This is a genomic window from Teichococcus aestuarii, assembly GCF_042651065.1.
Taxonomy (GTDB): domain Bacteria; phylum Pseudomonadota; class Alphaproteobacteria; order Acetobacterales; family Acetobacteraceae; genus Pseudoroseomonas; species Pseudoroseomonas aestuarii.
In genome coordinates this window covers 46,262-64,200 of the sequence record NZ_JBHSCH010000017.1, presented here as the reverse complement: position 1 = coordinate 64,200, position 17,939 = coordinate 46,262, and the positions used below count along the sequence as shown (strand labels likewise).

The 17,939-nt window shown below is 72.1% G+C and carries 20 protein-coding genes; 8 read left to right on the top strand and 12 right to left on the bottom strand.

Annotated elements, in window-relative coordinates; all coding sequences use genetic code 11:
• The first annotated feature begins 71 nt into the window (after window positions 1–71).
• The gene (locus tag ACFOY6_RS09435) at window positions 72–746 is read left to right on the top strand and encodes a helix-turn-helix domain-containing protein (RefSeq protein ID WP_379650335.1); all 675 of its coding nucleotides are present in this window, start codon (window positions 72–74) and stop codon (window positions 744–746) included.
• Between the two features lie 147 nt (window positions 747–893).
• Here ACFOY6_RS09435 and typA read toward each other — a convergent pair whose 3' ends face one another.
• Together typA and ACFOY6_RS09425 are read right to left on the bottom strand one after the other, a co-directional pair.
• Window positions 894–2,723: a translational GTPase TypA gene (gene typA, locus ACFOY6_RS09430; protein ID WP_379631933.1), complete on the bottom strand. Its 1,830-nt coding sequence runs from the start codon at window positions 2,721–2,723 to the stop codon at window positions 894–896.
• Between the two features lie 196 nt (window positions 2,724–2,919).
• Complete coding sequence (locus ACFOY6_RS09425) at window positions 2,920–3,252, bottom strand: hypothetical protein (protein WP_379650333.1); 333 nt, start codon at window positions 3,250–3,252, stop codon at window positions 2,920–2,922.
• A 192-nt stretch (window positions 3,253–3,444) separates the two neighbouring features.
• Between ACFOY6_RS09425 and ACFOY6_RS09420 the strand changes: the two genes are divergently transcribed.
• On the top strand, window positions 3,445–3,855 hold the full coding sequence (locus ACFOY6_RS09420) for a DUF3775 domain-containing protein (protein ID WP_379631931.1): 411 nt from the start codon (window positions 3,445–3,447) through the stop codon (window positions 3,853–3,855).
• Window positions 3,856–3,934: 79 nt separating this feature from the next.
• Here the strand turns inward: ACFOY6_RS09420 and ACFOY6_RS09415 are convergent, their stop codons facing one another.
• The 8 genes from ACFOY6_RS09415 to ACFOY6_RS09380 all read right to left on the bottom strand — a co-directional run bounded on the left by ACFOY6_RS09415 (window position 3,935) and on the right by ACFOY6_RS09380 (window position 10,196).
• A complete protein-coding gene (locus ACFOY6_RS09415; RefSeq protein WP_379650331.1) occupies window positions 3,935–4,666 on the bottom strand; it encodes a DUF1194 domain-containing protein in 732 nt (243 codons plus the stop codon).
• A gap of 156 nt (window positions 4,667–4,822) precedes the next feature.
• Entirely contained in the window at window positions 4,823–5,617 is a 795-nt protein-coding gene (gene ccmI, locus ACFOY6_RS09410) for a c-type cytochrome biogenesis protein CcmI (RefSeq protein WP_379650329.1), read from the bottom strand.
• Entirely contained in the window at window positions 5,614–6,093 is a 480-nt protein-coding gene (locus ACFOY6_RS09405; protein ID WP_379631925.1) for a cytochrome c-type biogenesis protein, read from the bottom strand. Before ACFOY6_RS09405 ends, ccmI begins: the two co-directional genes overlap by 4 nt.
• On the bottom strand, window positions 6,093–6,656 hold the full coding sequence (locus ACFOY6_RS09400) for a DsbE family thiol:disulfide interchange protein (protein ID WP_379631923.1): 564 nt from the start codon (window positions 6,654–6,656) through the stop codon (window positions 6,093–6,095). Before ACFOY6_RS09400 ends, ACFOY6_RS09405 begins: the two co-directional genes overlap by 1 nt.
• A 31-nt stretch (window positions 6,657–6,687) precedes the next feature.
• Complete coding sequence (locus ACFOY6_RS09395) at window positions 6,688–8,649, bottom strand: heme lyase CcmF/NrfE family subunit (RefSeq protein ID WP_379650327.1); 1,962 nt, start codon at window positions 8,647–8,649, stop codon at window positions 6,688–6,690.
• Window positions 8,646–9,170 (bottom strand): cytochrome c maturation protein CcmE, encoded by a 525-nt coding sequence (gene ccmE, locus ACFOY6_RS09390; RefSeq protein WP_109515710.1) that lies wholly within the window; start codon window positions 9,168–9,170, stop codon window positions 8,646–8,648. Before ccmE ends, ACFOY6_RS09395 begins: the two co-directional genes overlap by 4 nt.
• A complete protein-coding gene (locus ACFOY6_RS09385; RefSeq protein ID WP_181377996.1) occupies window positions 9,167–9,313 on the bottom strand; it encodes a hypothetical protein in 147 nt (48 codons plus the stop codon). The genes ccmE and ACFOY6_RS09385 overlap by 4 nt, the downstream gene beginning before the upstream one ends.
• Before the next feature lie 34 nt (window positions 9,314–9,347).
• On the bottom strand, window positions 9,348–10,196 hold the full coding sequence (locus tag ACFOY6_RS09380) for a heme ABC transporter permease (RefSeq protein WP_109515947.1): 849 nt from the start codon (window positions 10,194–10,196) through the stop codon (window positions 9,348–9,350).
• Between the two features lie 110 nt (window positions 10,197–10,306).
• Between ACFOY6_RS09380 and ACFOY6_RS09375 the strand changes: the two genes are divergently transcribed.
• Window positions 10,307–10,600, top strand: coding sequence for a YciI family protein (locus ACFOY6_RS09375; protein ID WP_109515711.1), 294 nt, complete (start codon window positions 10,307–10,309; stop codon window positions 10,598–10,600).
• A complete protein-coding gene (locus ACFOY6_RS09370; protein ID WP_245906100.1) occupies window positions 10,593–11,030 on the top strand; it encodes an EVE domain-containing protein in 438 nt (145 codons plus the stop codon). The genes ACFOY6_RS09375 and ACFOY6_RS09370 overlap by 8 nt, the downstream gene beginning before the upstream one ends.
• A 44-nt stretch (window positions 11,031–11,074) precedes the next feature.
• Here the strand turns inward: ACFOY6_RS09370 and ACFOY6_RS09365 are convergent, their stop codons facing one another.
• Window positions 11,075–11,548, bottom strand: a complete 474-nt coding sequence (locus tag ACFOY6_RS09365) for a hypothetical protein (RefSeq protein ID WP_379631919.1) — start codon at window positions 11,546–11,548, stop codon at window positions 11,075–11,077.
• A gap of 174 nt (window positions 11,549–11,722) precedes the next feature.
• Between ACFOY6_RS09365 and ACFOY6_RS09360 the strand changes: the two genes are divergently transcribed.
• Window positions 11,723–12,073, top strand: coding sequence for a Rieske (2Fe-2S) protein (locus tag ACFOY6_RS09360; RefSeq protein ID WP_109515714.1), 351 nt, complete (start codon window positions 11,723–11,725; stop codon window positions 12,071–12,073).
• A 123-nt stretch (window positions 12,074–12,196) separates the two neighbouring features.
• Entirely contained in the window at window positions 12,197–14,131 is a 1,935-nt protein-coding gene (acs, locus tag ACFOY6_RS09355; RefSeq protein ID WP_109515715.1) for an acetate--CoA ligase, read from the top strand.
• 40 nt (window positions 14,132–14,171) lie between these two features.
• On the opposite strand, the gene ACFOY6_RS09350 is transcribed toward acs, so the two are convergent.
• Window positions 14,172–15,782 (bottom strand): hybrid sensor histidine kinase/response regulator, encoded by a 1,611-nt coding sequence (locus ACFOY6_RS09350; protein WP_219929679.1) that lies wholly within the window; start codon window positions 15,780–15,782, stop codon window positions 14,172–14,174.
• 302 nt (window positions 15,783–16,084) lie between these two features.
• Between ACFOY6_RS09350 and ACFOY6_RS09345 the strand changes: the two genes are divergently transcribed.
• The gene (locus tag ACFOY6_RS09345) at window positions 16,085–17,047 is read left to right on the top strand and encodes a ketopantoate reductase family protein (protein ID WP_379650320.1); all 963 of its coding nucleotides are present in this window, start codon (window positions 16,085–16,087) and stop codon (window positions 17,045–17,047) included.
• Window positions 17,044–17,907 (top strand): aldose 1-epimerase family protein, encoded by an 864-nt coding sequence (locus ACFOY6_RS09340; RefSeq protein ID WP_379631912.1) that lies wholly within the window; start codon window positions 17,044–17,046, stop codon window positions 17,905–17,907. Before ACFOY6_RS09345 ends, ACFOY6_RS09340 begins: the two co-directional genes overlap by 4 nt.
• The last annotated feature ends 32 nt before the right edge of the window (window positions 17,908–17,939 follow it).

Genomic DNA, 17,939 nt, shown 5'->3' with positions numbered 1-17,939 from the left:
TTGCTTGTCAATCGCCTTGCAACAATCCGGCATGGCCGGCATGGCAGCGGCACCCTGCGGGAGAGATGCGCATGAAGCCTCGGGCTGAGCTGGCCGCCACGACGGCGCTGGAGCCCGCCAGCCTGGCGGAGCCCGGCGTGGATGTCAGCCTGGACGCCAGCGTGGATGCCAGCATCGACGACGATGCCAGCGACCGCCGCCTGGGGGAATGCGTGCGGATGCTGCGGCAGCGGCTGGGGCTGTCGATCCAGGAGCTGGGCCGGCGCACCGGGCTTTCCATCGGCATGATCAGCCAGGTGGAGCGCGGGCTGGCCACCCCCTCCATCCGCACCCTGCGGCTGCTCGGGCTGGCACTCCAGGTGCCGATCTCGTTCTTCTTCGAGGAACGGCCCACCGGCCCGGCGCCGCGCTACATCGTGCGCCGCGCGCAGCGGCGGCTGCTGCGCCTCACCCGCTCCGGCGTGCTGAAGGAATCGCTGGCGCCGGACGCGCCGGGGCGGATGGAGATGTACGAGCTGACGCTGAGCCCGGGCGGCTCCTCAGGCGCGGATTTCGTCAAGCACCAGGGGGAGAAGGCGGGCTACGTGCTGGCCGGCACGCTGCGCCTCTGGCTGGACCATGAGGCACACCTGCTGGAGGCGGGCGACACCTTCCGCTTCCCCAGCACCGTGCCGCACATGTTCGACAACCCGACCGAGGCGCCGACGCGCATCGTCTGGATCACCGTGCCCAGCACGGAGGCATAAAAAAAGGCCAGGGGAATGAATTCCCCTGGACCCCTTCTTTTTCTGGCCGCTGCCGGTCATGGCCAGGACGGGGTCGCTGCACTCGAACGGGTCACCCCGGTTTAGCACAGCGGCCGACGTCTCACCCCTGACCGGCAGCTTGCAGAATTAAGCGGCCTCGCTGTCGGAGCGCTTGGCGTGCTTCTTGCGCTCATGCGGGTCGAGGTAGCGCTTGCGCAGGCGGACGGCGGTCGGCGTCACCTCCACCAGCTCGTCCTCCTCGATGTAGGCGATGGCCTGCTCCAGGCTCATGCGGCGCGGCGGCACCAGCAGCAGCGCCTCGTCCTTGCCGGCGGCGCGGACGTTGGTGAGCTTCTTTTCCTTGATCGGATTCACGTCGAGGTCGTTCTCGCGCGAATGCTCGCCCAGGATCAGGCCGGTATAGACCTTGGCGCCCGGATCGACGAACAGCGTGCCGCGCTCCTGCAGGGAGAACAGCGCGTACTGCACCGCCTCGCCATCGGAGTTGGAGATCAGGCTGCCCTTGATGCGGCCCTCGATCGGCCCGGCCCAGGGCTGATAGCCCAGGAACAGGCGATTCATCATGCCGGTGCCGCGCGTGTCCGTCATGAACTCGCCGTGGTAGCCGATCAGCCCGCGCGACGGGATGTGGAAGGTCAGGCGCACCTTGCCGCCACCCGAGGGGCGCATGTCCTGCATCATGCCCTTGCGGACGGACATCTTCTCGACGACGACGCCCGAGTATTCCTCATCGACGTCGATGACGGCTTCCTCGAAGGGCTCTTCCTTCTCGCCCGTCTCCGGGTTCACCTGCGTCAGCACGCGCGGGCGGCCGATGGTCAGCTCGAAGCCCTCGCGGCGCATCGTCTCGATCAGCACGCCGAGCTGCAGCTCGCCGCGGCCGGCCACCTCGAAGGCGTCCACTTCCTCGGACACCTTCACCTTGATGGCGACGTTGCCCTCGATCTCCTTGAACAGCCGGTCGCGGATCTGGCGCGACGTGACCTTCTTGCCCTCGCGGCCGCCGAGCGGGCCGTCATTGATGCGGAAGGTCATGGACAGCGTCGGCGGGTCGATCGGGATCGCGTGCAGCGGCTCCGTCACCTCGGGGGAGGCGATGGTGTCGGGGATGGTGGCGTCCGACAGGCCGGCAATGGCGCAGATGTCGCCCGCCTGCACCTCGTCGACCGGCACGCGCTCGAGGCCGGAGAAGGTCATCAGCTTGGTCAGGCGGCCCGTCTCGACGACCGAGCCGTCCTGGCGCAGCACGCGCACCGGCATGTTGGTGCGCGCCACGCCCTGCTCGATGCGGCCCGTGAGGATGCGGCCCAGGAACGGGTCGGCCTCCAGGATCGAGGCGTTCATCGCGAAGGGCGCGGAGGCGTCGACCGTCGGCTGCGGCACGTGGCTCAGGATCAGGTCGAACATCGGCGACAGGTCCTTGCGCGGACCGTCCATCGTCAGGTCGGCCCAGCCCTGGCGGCCGGAGGCGAACATGGTGTGGAAGTCGAGCTGCTCGTCGCTGGCGCCGAGCGCCGCGAACAGGTCGAACACCTCGTTCAGCACCTCGTCGGCGCGGGCGTCCTGGCGGTCGACCTTGTTGATGACGACGATCGGCTTCAGGCCGCGGGCCAGCGCCTTGGTCAGCACGAACTTGGTCTGCGGCAGCGGCCCCTCGGCGGCGTCGCACAGCACGATGGCGCCATCGACCATCGACAGGATGCGCTCCACCTCGCCGCCGAAATCGGCGTGGCCGGGGGTGTCGACAATGTTGATCTTCACGCCCTTCCACTCGACGGCGGTGGACTTGGCGAGAATGGTGATGCCGCGCTCACGCTCCAGGTCGTTGCGGTCCATGGCGCGTTCGGCGACCTGCTGGTTGGCGCGGAAGGCGCCAGCCTGCTTCAGCAGGTTGTCGACCAGCGTGGTCTTGCCATGGTCGACGTGGGCGATGATGGCGACGTTGCGCAGTTCCATAAGGCGGGCAGTCCCGAGGCTGCGCCGCCTGCGCACGCGGCCCGATTCCCCTGACCGCAGGGATGCGGCGGGGTCGGGCAGGGCGGGCCTGGCGGCTTGTTGCGGCGCACAGATAGGATGATCGGGCGCAAAAAGCGAGCCTTTCGCGCCCCGAACCCCGGCGCGGGCTGCAAGGCAGCCTCCCGCGGCCGGAAACCTACAGCCGGTACAGCGCCTTGCTGGCGCCGCCGAAGGGGCGCCGGGGCTGGAATTTCTCCACCACGCAGAGATGCAGCGCCTGGTGCATGGCGGGCGGGATCTCCTCCGCCGCCTCGGGCACGGCCTCCCCGGCTTCCGCCGCGGCAGGCTGCCAGCGGACGAAGCGCGGCATGTTGGAGCGAAACAGGGGCGCTGATTCGGCGCATCCGGGGGCAGCGGCCAGACCTTGGCCGTGGCCGCGCCCGGAGTCATGCTCCTGGACGACGAGGCCGAGCGCGACGCGCTGCAGGCCGGCGGCGGGAACAGGGTCGGTGGCCCGGGGGGCGGACATCGATGCTCCGAGGGCGACCGCTGCGATGAGGGGGAGGATCGTTGAGCGGCGCATGCGATTCCAACGAGGCTGCCTCTGCATCGTTGCCGAGCCGGGTTAGCATTCCCCTAACACAAAAATTTTTTGGCAACCCCAGCCTGCCCCGCCGGCTTCGCGTTGCCATAGCCTGACCCAGGGAGAGGAGGCCGCCGCATGAGTGACACGCCGCGAGACGACGAGAGCGAGGTCGATCTGGGCGTCAGTCTGGAAACCGTCGCGACCGTGGTCGACCACATCCGCGCCGTCCAGGGCGAGGACACCAACGAGCGCGACGCCGAGTACGAGGACGAGGACAAGGTCAGCGACGAGGATTTCGACGAGGGGACCCTCGCCACCTTCATCGACGAGCTGAACGAGGACGAGCAGGCGGCGCTGGTGGCCCTGGCCTGGGTCGGCCGCGGCGACTACGAGCCGGAGGAATGGGAGGAGGCGCACCGCCTCGCCAAGGAACGCGGCGCCGGCACCGACACCGCCACCTATCTGCTCAGCATGGACATGGCGGGCGACCTGATCAGCGAGGGGCTGGCCGCCTTCGGCATCGCCATCGAGGAGGTCGAGCGCTGAGGCAGACGCTCCGGGCGCCCCCGGGCGCCGGGGCACCCGCGCCGTCCGGTCCGGGTGGCGCGGAGTTCCGGCGCCGCCATCAGGCGTAGTTCATGACCGGCCCGCCGGCGCCGGCGATCTCGCGGATCAGCTTGCGCCGCACGGCGACGCCGAAGCTCTCGAAGCTCTCCGCCGCGACCAGGAAGGCGCCGGCGCCGCCGATGACGGATTCGGCGTAGTACCGGTCGAGCGGGATGCTGAGGCGCCGGCCGAAGGTCGGGTTGTCGTTCATGATCGGCAGGCCGTTGATGACGATGCCCTGCGCCACCGCCGCGTCCCGCGCCGCCTCCACCGGGCCGCCGGAATTGTTCACTCCGTCGCCCGAGATGTCGATGACGCGCCGCGTGCCCTCGAACGGGGCCTCGGCCAGCATCCGCACGCTGAAGTCGATGCCGGCGGAGATCGAGGTCCAGGAGAGCGAGGCGCGCGGCGCCTCGGCCAGCATGTCGGACCAGCGGTTGGCTTCGGCCTGGCTGCCGATGCGCTGCCAGGGCAGCACCTGCCGCTGGTACTCCGCCCCCGCCCATTCGACATAGGTGACGGCGATGGCGCCCAGAATGCCGCCCTGCAGCGCCTCGACCACCTTCGGGTCGGACATCGCGGCGCGGTAGCCTTCCCGCTGGAGCCGCGCCTCATCCTCGTCGATCGACCGCGAGACATCGACCGCCAGGACGAGGAGGACATCGACCGCCTCCTCCGCCCTGGCCCGTCCGGGCAGGAGCGCGGCCGCCGCCGCCAGACCACCTGCCGCCAGCAAGGAACGTCGACGCATACCGAGCCTCCTGCCTGTCCGATGACCAGCAAAGCCGATCCAGGGGGGGAAGCTGCAACCGTTACGAGTGCAAGTCTGCGTGCGGTTCCCGGCCAGCCTGGAAAGCCACTCCAGAATGGCAGAGGAACATTCCGACTTCGTAAAATACAGGCCGGTTCAGGGCAATTCCTGCAGCCGCCGCTCCACCAGGGCGCGCCAGGGCGCGTCGGCCGGGGCCTGGGCGAGCAGGGCGCGCCAGGCGCTGCGGGCATTCTCGGTGCGGCCGGCGCGCGCCTCGGCCAGGCCGGTCAGGTAGCGCAGGCGGGGCTGCTCCGGGTCGGCGGAGAGGGCGCGGGTGAGCAGGGCGGCGGCCTCCTCCAGCGCGCCGCGCTCGATCAGCAGCTCGGCCAGCTCGGCGGCCAGCGGCCCCTCGAAGCGCGCGGCCAGCGCGCGGCGCCAGGCCTCGGCGGCGGCCTCCCAGCGGCCGCGGCCGCGCTCGGCGTTGCCGAGCAGGATCCAGCCCTGGCGCGCCGCCTCGCTGTCGGCCGGCACCTGCTCCAGCCGGGCGCGCAGTTGCGCCATCAGCGCGTCGTCGCGCGCCGCCGCCTCGGCCCGCTCCACATAGGGCGCGGCCGGCACCTCCGGGTTGCCGCCCCGGAGGTAGATGGCGAAGCCCAGTGCCGGCACTAGGAACAGCAGCGCCGCCAGCGCCGCGGCGCCGCGCCCGGCACGGCCCTGGCGCTCGGCGCCCTCGCTGGCCAGCAGGCGGCGCTGCACCTCGACCGTGGCGGCGCGGTGCGCGGCCTCGTCCAGCCGCCCGGCGGCGCGCTCGCGCTCCAGCTCGGCCAGCTGGGCGCGGTAGAGGGCGAGGTCGGCCTCGCGCTGGGCGGCGCGGCGGGCGGCGCGCAGCAGCGCGAGCCCGAGCGGCGCCACGGCGAGCGCCGCCAGCCCCAGGAACAGCAGCCAGATCATCGCGCGGCGTCATCCTCCAGCGCCGCCAGCCGGGCGCGTTCCTCGGGCGTCAGCGGCGCCGGCTCGGGCCACGCGCCCTGCTCCGCCCGCTGGCGGCGGCGCAGCAGCAGCAGGGCCAGGCCGCCGCCGCCCAGCGCCAGCAGCGGCATGCCCCACAGCAGCGCCGTGGCCGCCGAGAAGGGCGGCCGCAGCAGCACGAAGTCGCCGTAGCGGTCGTGTACGTAGTCCACCACCGCGCGGTCGTCCTCGCCGGCGGCGATGCGCTCGCGCACGATGCGGCGCAGGTCGCGCGCCAGCTCCGCCTCGCTGTCCTCGATCGACTGGTTCTGGCAGACGAGGCAGCGCAGCTCCCGCCCGATGGCACGGGCGCGCTCCTCCTGCGCCGGGTCGCGCAGCATCTCGGACGGCAGGCCGACGCCGAGGGCGGGCAGGGCGACGGCCCATCCCAGCAAGGCGAGGGTGGCGAGGCGGCGCATCAGGCGTGGCGCCGCAGCAGCGGGCGGATGTCCTGCTCCAGCACCTCGGGCGTCACGGGCCCCGGCCAGCGCCAGCGGACGATGCCCTTGCGGTCCAGCAGGTAGGTCTCCGGCACGCCATAGACGCCCCAGTCGATGGCGACGCGCCCCGGCTGGTCGGCGCCGAGGCGCTGGAAGGGGTTGCCGTGGCGGGTGAGGAACTGCGCCGCGTCGGCCGGCTTGTCCTTGTAGTTGACGCCCCAGACGGCCACGCCCTCGCGCGCCAGCCGCATCAGCTGCGGGTGCTCGATGATGCAGGGCACGCACCAGCTGGCCCAGAAATTCACCAGCATCGGCGCCGGCAGGTCGCGCAGCTCGGCATCGGTGAAGCCGGGCAGGCCGGTGGCCTCCAGCGGCGGCAGGGCGAAGGGCGGCGCGGCGCGGCCCACCAGCACGGAGGGCACGCCGCGCGGGTCGTAGCTGCCCGTGCCCAGGCCGCGCAGCATGGCGTAGAAGCCGGCGCCGCCGGCCACGGCGATGCCGAGCGGGGCCAGCATCAGCATGCGGCGGGAGGTCAGGGGCATGGGCAGGCTCCGGTCATGGGGTGTCGGCGGGTCAGGCCCGCGCCGCCGCGCCGGCGCGGGGCGCCGGGGCCGCCACCCGGATGCGCCGGTCGCTGAGGGAGATGCCGCCGCCCAGCGCCATGATCACGGCGCCCAGCCAGATCCAGGGCGCGAGCGGGTTGTGGTGGATGCGCAGCACGGCGGTGCCGCCCTCCTCCTCGCCCATCACCGCATAGAGGTCGGAGAGCCAGGTGGTGTGGATGGCGGCCTCGGTGGTGTTCATCCGGCCGACGGGGAAGAAGCGCCGCTCCGGCGTCAGCACCGTGACGGGGGCGCCGCCGCGCGTGACGGTGACGGTGGCGCGGCGGGCGGTCCAGTTGGGGCCGATCACGTCCTCCACCCGGTCCAGCCGCCACTCATAGCCGGCATGGGCGAGGCTGGCGCCGGGGCGCAGCGCGGCGAGGCGGTCGGTCGCCAGCCCCATGCCGGCCATGCCGAGGATGGAGATGCCGAGCCCGGCATGGGCGATGGCGGCGCCCCAGGCGGCGCGCGGCAGGCCACGCGCCCGGCTCCAGGCTGCGGCGGGGCGGCGGAACAGGGCGATGCGGTCGAAGATGTCGGCCAGGGCGCCGGCCACCAGCCAGGCGGCGGCGGCGAAGCCCAGCGCCGGGCCGATGCGCACGCCCGCATAGGCGAAGCACAGCGCCACGGCCAGCGCCGCCAGCAGCGCCGCCCACCACAGGCGTTGCAGCACCGGCCAGAGCTGCGCCCGCTTCCAGGGCATGAGCGGCCCGGCGGCCATGGCCAGCACCAGCGGCACGGCCAGCGGCAGGATGGCGGTGTTGAAGAAGGGCGGGCCCACCGAGATCTTCTGCCCCAGCAGCAGGTCGGCGAACATCGGCCAGAGGGTGCCGGTGAGCACCACGGCGGCCATGGAGCAGAGCAGCAGGTTGTTCAGCACCAGCCCGCCCTCGCGCGAGAGCGGCTGGAACAGCCCGGCCGGGGCCATGCTGGGCGCCCGCCAGGCGAACAGCGCGAAGCCGCCCGCCACGTAGAACACCAGCAGGCCGAGGATGAAGACGCCGCGCTCCGGGTCGTTGGCGAAGGCGTGGACGGAGTTCAGCACGCCCGAGCGCACCAGGAAGGTGCCGAGCAGCGAGAAGCCGAAGGCCAGCAGCGCCAGCAGCACCGACCAGACCTTCAGCGCCTCGCGCTTCTCGACCACGATGGCCGAGTGCAGCAGCGCCGTTCCCGCCAGCCAGGGCAGGAGGGAAGCGTTCTCCACCGGGTCCCAGAACCACCAGCCGCCCCAGCCCAGCTCGTAATAGGCCCACCAGGAGCCGAGGGCGATGCCGAGCGTCAGGAAGGACCAGGCCGCCAGCGCCCAGGGGCGCACCCAGCGGCCCCAGGCGGCATCCACCCGCCCCTCCAGCAGGGCGGCGACGGCGAAGGCGAAGGTGACGGCGTAGCCGACATAGCCGAGGTAGAGCAGCGGCGGATGGAAGGCGAGGCCGGGGTCCTGCAACACCGGGTTCAGCCCCTGGCCATCCGGCGGCGGCGGCCAGACGCGGCCGAAGGGGTTGGAGGTAATCAGCACAAAAGCCAGGAAACCCACCGCGACCAGCCCCAGCACGCCGAGCACGCGGGCGCGCAGCGCCGAGGGCAGGTCCCGCCCGAAGCCGGCCACCGCGCCGCCGCACAGCGCCAGGATCAGCACCCAGAGCAGCATCGAGCCCTCGTGGTTCCCCCAGGCGCCGGAGAGCTTGTAGAGCATCGGCTTGGCCGAGTGGCTGTTCTGCACCACGTTGATGACGCTGGTGTCGTTCACCGCGAAGGCCCAGAGCAGCGCGCCGAAGGCGGCGGCGCAGGCCAGCAGGTGCCCCCCCGCCAGCGGCCCGGCCGCCGCCATCAGCCGGGCATCGTTGCGGGCGGCGCCGAGCAGCGGCACGAAGCTCTGCGCCAGGGCGAGCGCCAGCGCCAGCGCCAGGGCGAAGTGCCCGAGTTCCGCGATCATCCGCCGTTGCGCTCCTGCGCCGCAGCCGGCGAGAGGGTGTTCCAGGAGGCCGCCGGGGGGGCGGCGCCCTGGGCCGGGTCCCAGTGGCCGCTGCGCTTCAGCGCGTCGGCCACCTCGGGGGGCATGTAGGTCTCGTCGTGGCGGGCCAGCACCTCGCTGGCGCGGAACAGCCCGTCCGCCCCCAGCTTGCCGAGGGTGACGACGCCCTGCCCCTCGCGGAACAGGTCCGGCAGCACGCCGACATAGGAGACGGGGATGGTCGCCGGCCCGTCGGTGACGCGGAAGCGCGCCTCGGTGCGGCCATCGGCGGCCTGGGCGCGTTGCAGGCTGCCGGCCTCGACCAGCCCGCCCAGGCGGAAGGCGCGCTCCGGCCCCGGGTTCTTGCTGGCGATGTCGCTCGGCGCCAGGAAGAAGACGAGGTTGTCCTGGAAGGCGGTGAGGGTGAGCGCCGTGGCCGAGCCGAGGCCGAGCCCCGCCAGCACCACGATCCACATCCGGCGCCGCTTGCGCGACGATTTCATGCCCGCCTCCTCTCGCGCGGATCCAGCCGGGCCAGATGCCGCTTCGCCGCCGCGTGCCGCCACGCGGCCAGGACCGCCATGCCCCCGAAGCCCAGCGCCGCCAGCCCCCAGGAGATGGCCACATGCCACCAATGCTGCGTCATGCCGCCCTTCTGTCAGGTTTTTCCATGACTTGCATCAAGCCTGGAGGTCCGCCGCCGGGCCGGCCGCGGGCCGCTGCGTGTCATGTCGCCGTGCCTGGGCCAGTTGCAACTGCCGCACCCGCCGCTCCATCACCGCCGCCCGCGTGCGCGCCAGCACCAGCGCCGCGAAGGCCAGCCCGAACCCCGCCGCGCAGGTGAGCAGCGGGTAGAGGATATCGACATGCAGCCCCGGCGCCGCCGCCCGCGTGACGGAGGCCGACTGGTGCAGCGTGTTGAACCAGTCCACGCTCCACTTGATGACCGGCAGGTTGACCGCCCCCACCAGGGCGAGGATGGCGCCGGCCCGCGCGCCGCGCTCCTCCTCGTCGAAGGCGCGGACCAGGGCGGCGTGGCCCATCCAGAGGAAGAACAGCACCAGCACGGAGGTCATCCGCGCGTCCCAGGCCCACCAGGTGCCCCACATCGGCCGGCCCCACAGGCTGCCGGTGGCGAGGCAGAGCGCCGTGACCATGGCCCCCACGGGCGAGAGCTCCCGCGCCGCGAGGTCGGCCAGCGGGTGGCGCCAGATCAGCGACATCAGCGAGGCGATGGCGAGGCCGAGATAGCCGCCCATCGCCAGCCAGGCCATCGGGACATGGACGTACATGATCCGCACCGTCTCGCCCTGCTGCCAGTCGGGCGGCGAGAAGAGCAGCGCCCAGGCGGCGCCGATCCCCAGCACCAGCACGGCGGCGCCCCACAGCCAGGGCAGCGCGCGGTCCGTCAGCCGCAGGAAGCGGCCGGGATTGGCGAAGCGGTGCAGCCCGCCGCCCGGCTGCGGGGTGCCGGGCTGGGGCGTGGCGGAGAGGGGCCGGGGGGCCGGATGGGGCGCGGGGGTGCTCACGCGGCGCAAACTAGGCGCTGGCGGCGCCGGATTGAAGCCATCGCCGCACGCGGTTACGTCATGCAACAGCGGCGGCTGGCGCCGCGCCCCTTTCGAGAGGACGTTCCACCATGCTGTTCGCCATCGTCGCCGAGGACAAGCCCGGCGCCCTGGAGCTGCGCCTGGCCACCCGCCCCACCCACCTGGAGTACCTGGACAGCCAGGTGGAGAAGCTGGTGCAGGCCGGCCCGGTGCTGGACGCCGAGGGCAAGCCCTGCGGCAGCGTGCTGATCGTCGAGGCGGAGGACCAGGCGGCGGCCGAGGCCTTCGCGGCGGCCGACCCCTATGCCCAGGCCGGGCTGTTCGCCCGCACCACCATCCGCCCCTTCCGGCAGGTCTATGCCGGCGGCCAGCGCCTTGGCTGAAAGGCGCTTCTGGCTGGTCAAGAGCGAGCCGGACGCCTTCTCCTGGCAGCAGCAGGTGGCGAACGGCACGGAACCCTGGACCGGCGTGCGCAACGCCCAGGCCGCCAGCTTCCTGCGCGCCATGCGCCGGGGCGACCGGGCCTTCTTCTACCACTCCAATGTGGGGAAGGAGATCGTCGGCGTGGTCGAGGTGGCGCGGGAAGCCTATCCCGACCCCACCGAGGCCGTGCCGGAGGGCCGTGCCCCGCGCTGGGTCTGCACCGACATGCGCGCGGTGGGGCCGATGCCCCGCCCCGTGCCGCTGTCGGCGATCAAGGCCGAGCCGGCGCTGGCCGAGATCGGGCTGATCCGCCAGTCCCGCCTCTCGGTGATGCCGATCTCGCCGGAACACTGGGCGCTGCTGTGCCGCATGGGGGGCTGGGAGGGCTGAGGCCCTCCCGGCTTTCCCTGGACCGCTTCCTCTGGGTTGTTCCCTCAGGGCCGCGCGCGCTGCGGGTCGTTGAACCAGGGTGTGCGGCCGCGCGGCGGCGGGGGTTGCGGGCGCTCCGGCTCGGCGGGCGTCCAGAGCGGCGGCGCCGGGTCGATATAGACATGCACATTGGGCTGGCCGTAGCCGTTGGATTGGCCGTAGCCACTCCCGTAGGGCGGCTGCGGCGGGTAGGGCTGCGGCAGGGGGCGGTAGACCGGCGGCGGCGCGGGCTGGCGGTTGCGGAAATCCCGCTCGATGTCGTCCCGCCCCAGGTAGCGGCCCTCGGCATCGTAGTGGCGCATCACGCCGCCGCCGGCGGAGCGTTCCGAGCGCCCCTCGTAGCGGCCCCAGGGATCGTAGTGACGCAGCGTGCCGCCCTGCTGCTCCGTCCGGCCGTTGTAGCGGCCCCAGGGGTCCACGTCCGGCCGCGTCTGCGCCGCGGCGGTGCCGGCCAGCAGCAGCCAAACCCCGATCGCCATCCAGGCTCCGTGCTGTCGCATTGGCGGCCTTTCCTTTCCGTGGCCTTATCGTCGGGGCCAAAGATTACCAGACCATGAAGGGCAGGGGGCGCTTGCCTTGCCCGCCGCGCCGCGCGATCCCTGGCCCTGCCCCCACACCGTGCCGGAGACCTCACCCCCGATGACCGATGCCCGATGACTGATGAACGCCGCCTCTGCCGCCTCGACGAGATCGCCGACGGGCAGGCGCGGGGCTTCCCCGGCCCGGAGGGCAGCTTCATCGGCCTGTTCGCCGTGCGGCGCGGCGGGGCGGTGCATGTCTATGTCAATTCCTGCCCGCATGTCGGGGTCGCCCTGGAGATGATGCCGGACCGCTTCCTGGACGGGGCGGGGGAGCATATCGTCTGCGCCGTGCATGGCGCGCGTTTCCAGGTGGAGGACGGCTTCTGCCTCTCTGGCCCCTGCGCCGGCGATTCGCTGGAGGCGGTGCCGGCGCGGATCGACGCCGCGGGCGTCGTCTGGGTGCCGGCCGATGCGGGGGCCTGAAGGCCACCCGCCGCTTCCCTGCGTGGGCTTCACTTGACGCAGGTCATGGCCCCTTGGCCCAATGGGCGTTGAAACAGTGGACGAAGCCCCGCAGGAGGGGCGCACCACAGCGGGAGGAACACGATGCCGGATGATGCGCTGATTGCCGTGAAGCCCGAGCTGGCCCAGGGCGCGCGGGTGGACGCCGCCCGCCACCGCACCATGACGGCGGAGGCCATCCGCGACCCCGAGGGCTTCTGGCGGGAGGAGGCGAAGCGGATCGCCTGGATGACCCCGCCGACGAAGATCAAGAACACCTCCTTCGAGGGCGATGTCTCGATCAGGTGGTTCGAGGATGGCGTGCTGAACGCCTCCGTCTCCTGCCTCGACCGGCACCTGGAGACGCGCGGCGACCAGGTGGCCATCATCTGGGAGGGCGACGACCCGAACAGCGACGCCAAGGTCACCTACCGCGAGCTGCATGAGCGCGTCTGCCGCATGGCCAACGCCATCAAGGCGCTGGGCGTGAAGAAGGGCGACCGCGTCACCCTCTACCTGCCGATGATCGTCGAGGCGGCGGTGGCGATGCTGGCCTGCGCCCGCGTCGGCGCGGTGCACTCCATCGTCTTCGGCGGCTTCAGCCCGGACAGCCTGTCGAGCCGCATCCAGGATTGCGACAGCACGCTGCTGATCACCGCCGACCAGGGCCGCCGCGGCGGCCGCACCGTGCCGCTCAAGACCAATGCGGACGAGGCGCTGAAATCCTGCCCGACGGTGAAGAACGTGCTGGTGGTGCGCAACACCGGCAACGCCGTGCCGATGCAGGAGGGGCGCGACATCTGGTGCCACGAGGCCTGCGCAGCCGCTTCCGCCGACTGCCCGCCGGAGCCGATGAACGCGGAGGACCCGCTGTTCATCCTCTACACCTCGGGCTCCACCGGCAAGCCCAAGGGCGTGCTGCACACCACCGGCGGCTACATGGTCTGGGCCAGCTACACGCATGAGCTGGTGTTCGACTACCGCCCCGGCGAGGTCTACTGGTGCACCGCCGATGTCGGCTGGGTCACCGGCCACACCTACATCGTCTATGGCCCGCTGGCGAACGGCGCCACCACGCTGATGTTCGAGGGCGTGCCGAACTGGCCGGGCATCGACCGCTGCTGGCAGGTGGTGGACAAGCACCAGGTCAACATCTTCTACACCGCCCCCACCGCCATCCGCAGCCTGATGCGGGAGGGCGAGGCGCCGGTGCGGAAATGGTCCCGCCAGTCGCTGCGCGTGCTGGGCAGCGTGGGCGAGCCGATCAATCCGGAAGCCTGGATGTGGTACTACCGCGTGGTGGGCGACGAGCGCTGCCCGATCGTCGACACCTGGTGGCAGACCGAGACGGGCGGCATCCTGATCTCGCCGCTCCCCGGCGCGGTGGACCAGAAGCCCGGCTCCGCCACCCTGCCGCTGCCCGGCGTGCAGCCGGCGCTGGTGGATGGCGAGGGCAACCTGCTGGAGGGGGCGACCGAGGGCAACCTCGTCATCCTCGATTCCTGGCCCGGGCAGATGCGCACCGTCTACAAGGACCATGAGCGCTTCATCCAGACCTACTTCTCCACCTTTCCCGGCAAGTACTTCTCGGGCGACGGCGCGCGGCGCGACGCCGATGGCTACTACTGGATCACCGGCCGGGTGGACGACGTGCTGAACGTCTCCGGCCACCGCATGGGCACGGCCGAGATCGAGAGCGCGCTGGTGGCGCACCCCAAGGTGGCGGAGGCCGCGGTGGTCGGCATGCCGCACGAGCTGAAGGGCCAGGGCATCTACTGCTACGTCACGCTGAAGACGGGCGAGGAGCCCTCCGACGCGCTGAAGAAGGAGCTGGTGGCCTGGGTGCGCAAGGAGATCGGGCCCATCGCGGCGCCGGACGCCATCCAGTGGGCGCCGGGCCTGCCGAAGACGCGCTCGGGCAAGATCATGCGCCGCATCCTGCGCAAGATCGCCGCCAACGAGACGGACAGCCTGGGCGACACCTCCACCCTCGCCGACCCGACGGTGGTGCAGGACCTCATCGGCAACCGGGTGGGCTGAAGGCGCCGCCGGGCGGGGGAGAAGGCGCCCCCGCCCGGCATCAGCCGATGCCGGTCGGCCCGTCCAGGATCAGGCGCACCTTGCGAGCCAGTTCCAGCCGGCCATAGGGCTTGCTGATCACGTCGAACTCCGAGCCGCCGGCATCGCTGCGCTCCAGCGAGGCCTCGGCATAGCCGGTGGTCAGCAGCACCTTCAGCTTCGGCTGGCGGCGGCGCGCCTCGCGGGCCAGCATCACGCCGTTCATGCCGCCGGGCATGATCAGGTCGGAGAACAGCAGGTCCACCCGCTCCGCCTGATCGAGGATGTCCAGCGCCGCGCGGCCATTGGCGGCCACCAGCACCGTGTAGCCGAAATCCTCCAGGATGGCGCGTGCCAGCTCCGCCACCTCCTCGCGGTCGTCCACCACCAGCACATGCTCGGTGCCGGCGCGGTCCATCACGCGCAGGCTGCGCCGGGCCGCCGGCCGCTCCTCATCTCCCTGGTCGGGGAAGTAGAGATTGACCGTGGTGCCGGCGCCCATCTCCGATTCGATCTGCAGCGCGCCGCCCGACTGCTTGGCGAAGCCATAGACCATCGACAGGCCGAGCCCGGTCCCCTTGCCCTCCTCCTTGGTGGTGAAGAAGGGGTCCATCACCCGGGCCAGGATGTCGGGCGGCATGCCGGTGCCGGTGTCGGCGATGGAGAGCTGCACGTAGCGCCCCGGCGCCAGATTGCCGATGGCGCCAGTCGCCTCCGCGTCGAGCGTGACGTTGCGGGTGCGGATGGTGAGCAGGCCCTGCGGCTGCTCGGCCATGGCGTCGCGCGCGTTGATCAGGATGTTGAGCAGCGCCACCTCCGCCTGGGTCGGGTCCAGCCGGCAATTGCCCAGCCCCTCCGCCAGGTCCAGCCGCAGCGCGATGGCGTCGCCCAGGGTGCGGCGGGCCATGTCGCGCATGCCCTCGACCAGCGTGTTGAGGTTCAGGGTGCGGCCGTCGAGCCGCTGCTTGCGGGCGAAGGCCAGCAATTGCTGCGTCAGGGTGGTGGCGCGGTTCACGGCGCCGCGCACGTTCTGCAGCCCGCGCTGCATGCGGTTGCGGTCCAGCTCCGGGCGCCCCAGCGCGTGCTCGGTCAGCTCCAGATAGCCCACCATGACCTGCAGCAGGTTGTTGAAGTCGTGCGCGATGCCGCCGGTGAGCTGGCCCAGCGCCTCCATCTTCTGGCTCTGCCGCAGCGCGTCCTCGGCATCCCGCCGGCGGCTCACATCGAGCTGCGAGCCGAAGAAGTACATCAGCTCCCCCTGGGCGTTGTAGACGGGGGAGACGAACAGCGCGTTCCAGAAGGTGGAGCCGTTCTTGCGGTAGTTGAGGATCTCGGTGGCGATCTCGCGCCGCTCGCTGATGGCGGCGCGGACGCTGGCCACGGTCTCCCGGTCGGTGTCGGGCCCCTGCAGGAAGCGGCAATTGGTGCCGAGGATCTCGTCCAGGCTGTAGCCCGTCATCTTCAGGAAGGCGTTGTTGGCGAAGATGATCGGGTGGTCCTTGGCCCGCGCGTCGGTGACGATCATCGGCATGCGCGTGGTCTCGACGGCCGCGAAGAAGATGTCGCCATACTGCTTGCCGCCACTGTTGGAGACGGGCGGGCTGGAGGTTCGGGAGGCCGGATCAGGCTCCATGAGAAATTCCATCGGGGCTGAGGGGCCGGACCGCGCCTGGCGTGGCCGTCCCCGGGCGGGCGGCATCATGAGCCCAGGATCGCTTTGAAAATGGCCCGGTCTCGGGGTTCCACAACCGGGCGCATCCCTGGCCACATGCCGCGCACGCCCTGCATGCCGGTCTGGCGCGGATAGTATGAAGAATGCGCCCCGCCGCAATCCGCGCCGAAGTCAACTTTCACCCAGCCGTCGCGCCGCCCGGATTGCCAGCGGGCGGGGAGTGTGGAACCCCTTTCGCGAGACAGGCCGGAGGAATGTGGCGGATGCGAATCCTGGTGCTCGGGGCCGGGGCCCTGGGCGGCTATTTCGGCGCCCGCCTGCTGGAGGCCGGCGCCGAGCTGGCCTTCCTGGTGCGCCCCAAGCGCCAGGCGCAGCTGCGGCGCGAAGGGCTCTCGGTCCGCTGCCCGGCGCTGGGCGCCTGGTGCCGCCCCGTCACGGCGCTGCTGGCCGGCGAGGTGCGGCCGGGCTGGGACGTGGTGCTGCTGAGCTGCAAGGCCTACGACCTGGAGGCGGCGATCGACTCCATCCGCCCGGTGGTGGGGCCGGAGACGGCGATCCTGCCGGTGCTGAACGGGCTTTCGCACATCGACACGCTGCGCGAGGCCTTCGGCGAGGCGGCGGTGCTGGGCGGCCTCGCCAAGATCCGCGCCACCCTGGCGCCGAGCGGCGAGGTGCGGAACCTCTCCGACTGGCGCTACCTCACCTTCGGCGAGATGGACGGGCGGATGACGCCGCGCGTCGAGGCGCTGGCGGCGCTGGCCCGGCGCGGCGGCATCGAGGCCCAGGCGGTGCCCGACATCCGCGCCGCCATGTGGGCCAAGCTGGTGCATCTCGGCACGGTGGCGGCCGGCACCGTGCTGCTGCGCGGCTCCACCGGGCAGATCGCCCGCGCGCCGGGCGGGGTGGCCTTCATGCACCGGCTGCTGGAGCGCAACATCGCCATCGCCGCCGCGCATGGCGTGGCCATGCCGCCCGGCTTCGAGGCGGAATACCGCGCCATGCTGGCCGACCCCGCCGGCAGCTACACCGCCAGCATGCTGCGCGACCTGGAGCAGGGCGGCCGCATCGAGGCCGACCACATCCTGGGCTACCTGCTGGCGGCGGCACGGCGCGTCGGCGTGGAGGAGGAGCTGCACGCCATCGCCTACCTGCACGCCAAGACCTATGAGGAACGGCGGGCCGAGGAGAAGGCCCAGAGGGACAAGGACCCGGGACGCGCCGCATGACCGACCGCCACCGCATCGGGGCCGATGGCCTCTCGGCCACCATCCAGGCGCGCGGCGCCGAGCTGGTGAGCCTGTGCGACGCCGCGGGCGGGGAATATCTCTGGCAGGCCGGGCCGGAATGGCGCCGCCACGCGCCGGTGCTGTTCCCCATCGTCGGCAAGCTGGCCGGGGACACGCTGCGCCATGCCGGGGCGGAGCACCGCCTGACGCAGCACGGCTTCGCCCGCGACCGCCGCTTCGAATGGGTGGAGCGGGAGCCCGCCTCCTGCCGCCTGCGCCTGACCGATGACGCGGAGAGCCGCGCCCTCTTCCCCTTCGGCTTCACGCTGGAACTGGCCTATGCGCTGGCCGGCGGCACGCTGACGGTGACGGCCCGCATCGCCAACCCCGGCGAGGCGGTGCTGCCCTGCGCCATCGGCGCGCACCCCGCCTTCCGCTGGCCCCTGGTGCCGGGCGCGCCGAAGGAGGCGCACCGCCTGGTGTTCGAGCAGCCCGAGCACGGCCCCGCCCACCGGCTGGAAGGCGGCCTGCTGGGGCCGGCGGAGCCTTCCCCGGTGCAGGGCCGGGATTTGCCGCTCTCGCCCGCCCTCTTCGCGCGCGACGCGCTGATCCTGCCCGACGTGGCCAGCCGCGCCCTGCGCTACGAGGCGCCGGACGGCACGGCGCTGACCGTGCGGTGGGAGGGCTACCCGGATCTCGGCATCTGGTCGAAGCCCGAGGGGGCGGACTTCCTGTGCATCGAGCCCTGGCACGGCATGTCCAGCCCGGTGGGCTGGGATGGCGACTTCGCAGAAAAGCCGGGCCTGCTGCACATCCCGCCCGGCGGGAGCCGGGACTTCACCTGGAGCGTGACGCTGTAACCTGGCGCCTCGCATGAGGCCGGCGAGGCGCC

Excerpts from the sequence above, each read along its gene's own strand:
- ccmI (WP_379650329.1), bottom strand. The coding sequence starts at position 5,617 with ATGATCTGGCTGCTGTTCCTGGGGCTGGCGGCGCTCGCCGTGGCGCCG.
- ACFOY6_RS09350 (WP_219929679.1), bottom strand. The coding sequence starts at position 15,782 with ATGGAGCCTGATCCGGCCTCCCGAACCTCCAGCCCGCCCGTCTCCAAC.
- ACFOY6_RS09405 (WP_379631925.1), bottom strand. The coding sequence starts at position 6,093 with ATGCGCCGCCTCGCCACCCTCGCCTTGCTGGGATGGGCCGTCGCCCTG.
- typA (WP_379631933.1), bottom strand. The coding sequence starts at position 2,723 with ATGGAACTGCGCAACGTCGCCATCATCGCCCACGTCGACCATGGCAAG.
- ACFOY6_RS09385 (WP_181377996.1), bottom strand. The coding sequence starts at position 9,313 with ATGACGCAGCATTGGTGGCATGTGGCCATCTCCTGGGGGCTGGCGGCG.
- ACFOY6_RS09415 (WP_379650331.1), bottom strand. The coding sequence starts at position 4,666 with ATGCGTCGACGTTCCTTGCTGGCGGCAGGTGGTCTGGCGGCGGCGGCC.
- ACFOY6_RS09395 (WP_379650327.1), bottom strand. The coding sequence starts at position 8,649 with ATGATCGCGGAACTCGGGCACTTCGCCCTGGCGCTGGCGCTGGCGCTC.
- ACFOY6_RS09360 (WP_109515714.1), top strand. The coding sequence starts at position 11,723 with ATGACTGATGAACGCCGCCTCTGCCGCCTCGACGAGATCGCCGACGGG.
- ccmE (WP_109515710.1), bottom strand. The coding sequence starts at position 9,170 with ATGAAATCGTCGCGCAAGCGGCGCCGGATGTGGATCGTGGTGCTGGCG.
- ACFOY6_RS09340 (WP_379631912.1), top strand. The coding sequence starts at position 17,044 with ATGACCGACCGCCACCGCATCGGGGCCGATGGCCTCTCGGCCACCATC.
- acs (WP_109515715.1), top strand. The coding sequence starts at position 12,197 with ATGCCGGATGATGCGCTGATTGCCGTGAAGCCCGAGCTGGCCCAGGGC.
- ACFOY6_RS09365 (WP_379631919.1), bottom strand. The coding sequence starts at position 11,548 with ATGGCGATCGGGGTTTGGCTGCTGCTGGCCGGCACCGCCGCGGCGCAG.
- ACFOY6_RS09345 (WP_379650320.1), top strand. The coding sequence starts at position 16,085 with ATGCGAATCCTGGTGCTCGGGGCCGGGGCCCTGGGCGGCTATTTCGGC.
- ACFOY6_RS09435 (WP_379650335.1), top strand. The coding sequence starts at position 72 with ATGAAGCCTCGGGCTGAGCTGGCCGCCACGACGGCGCTGGAGCCCGCC.
- ACFOY6_RS09420 (WP_379631931.1), top strand. The coding sequence starts at position 3,445 with ATGAGTGACACGCCGCGAGACGACGAGAGCGAGGTCGATCTGGGCGTC.
- ACFOY6_RS09425 (WP_379650333.1), bottom strand. The coding sequence starts at position 3,252 with ATGTCCGCCCCCCGGGCCACCGACCCTGTTCCCGCCGCCGGCCTGCAG.
- ACFOY6_RS09400 (WP_379631923.1), bottom strand. The coding sequence starts at position 6,656 with ATGCCCCTGACCTCCCGCCGCATGCTGATGCTGGCCCCGCTCGGCATC.
- ACFOY6_RS09375 (WP_109515711.1), top strand. The coding sequence starts at position 10,307 with ATGCTGTTCGCCATCGTCGCCGAGGACAAGCCCGGCGCCCTGGAGCTG.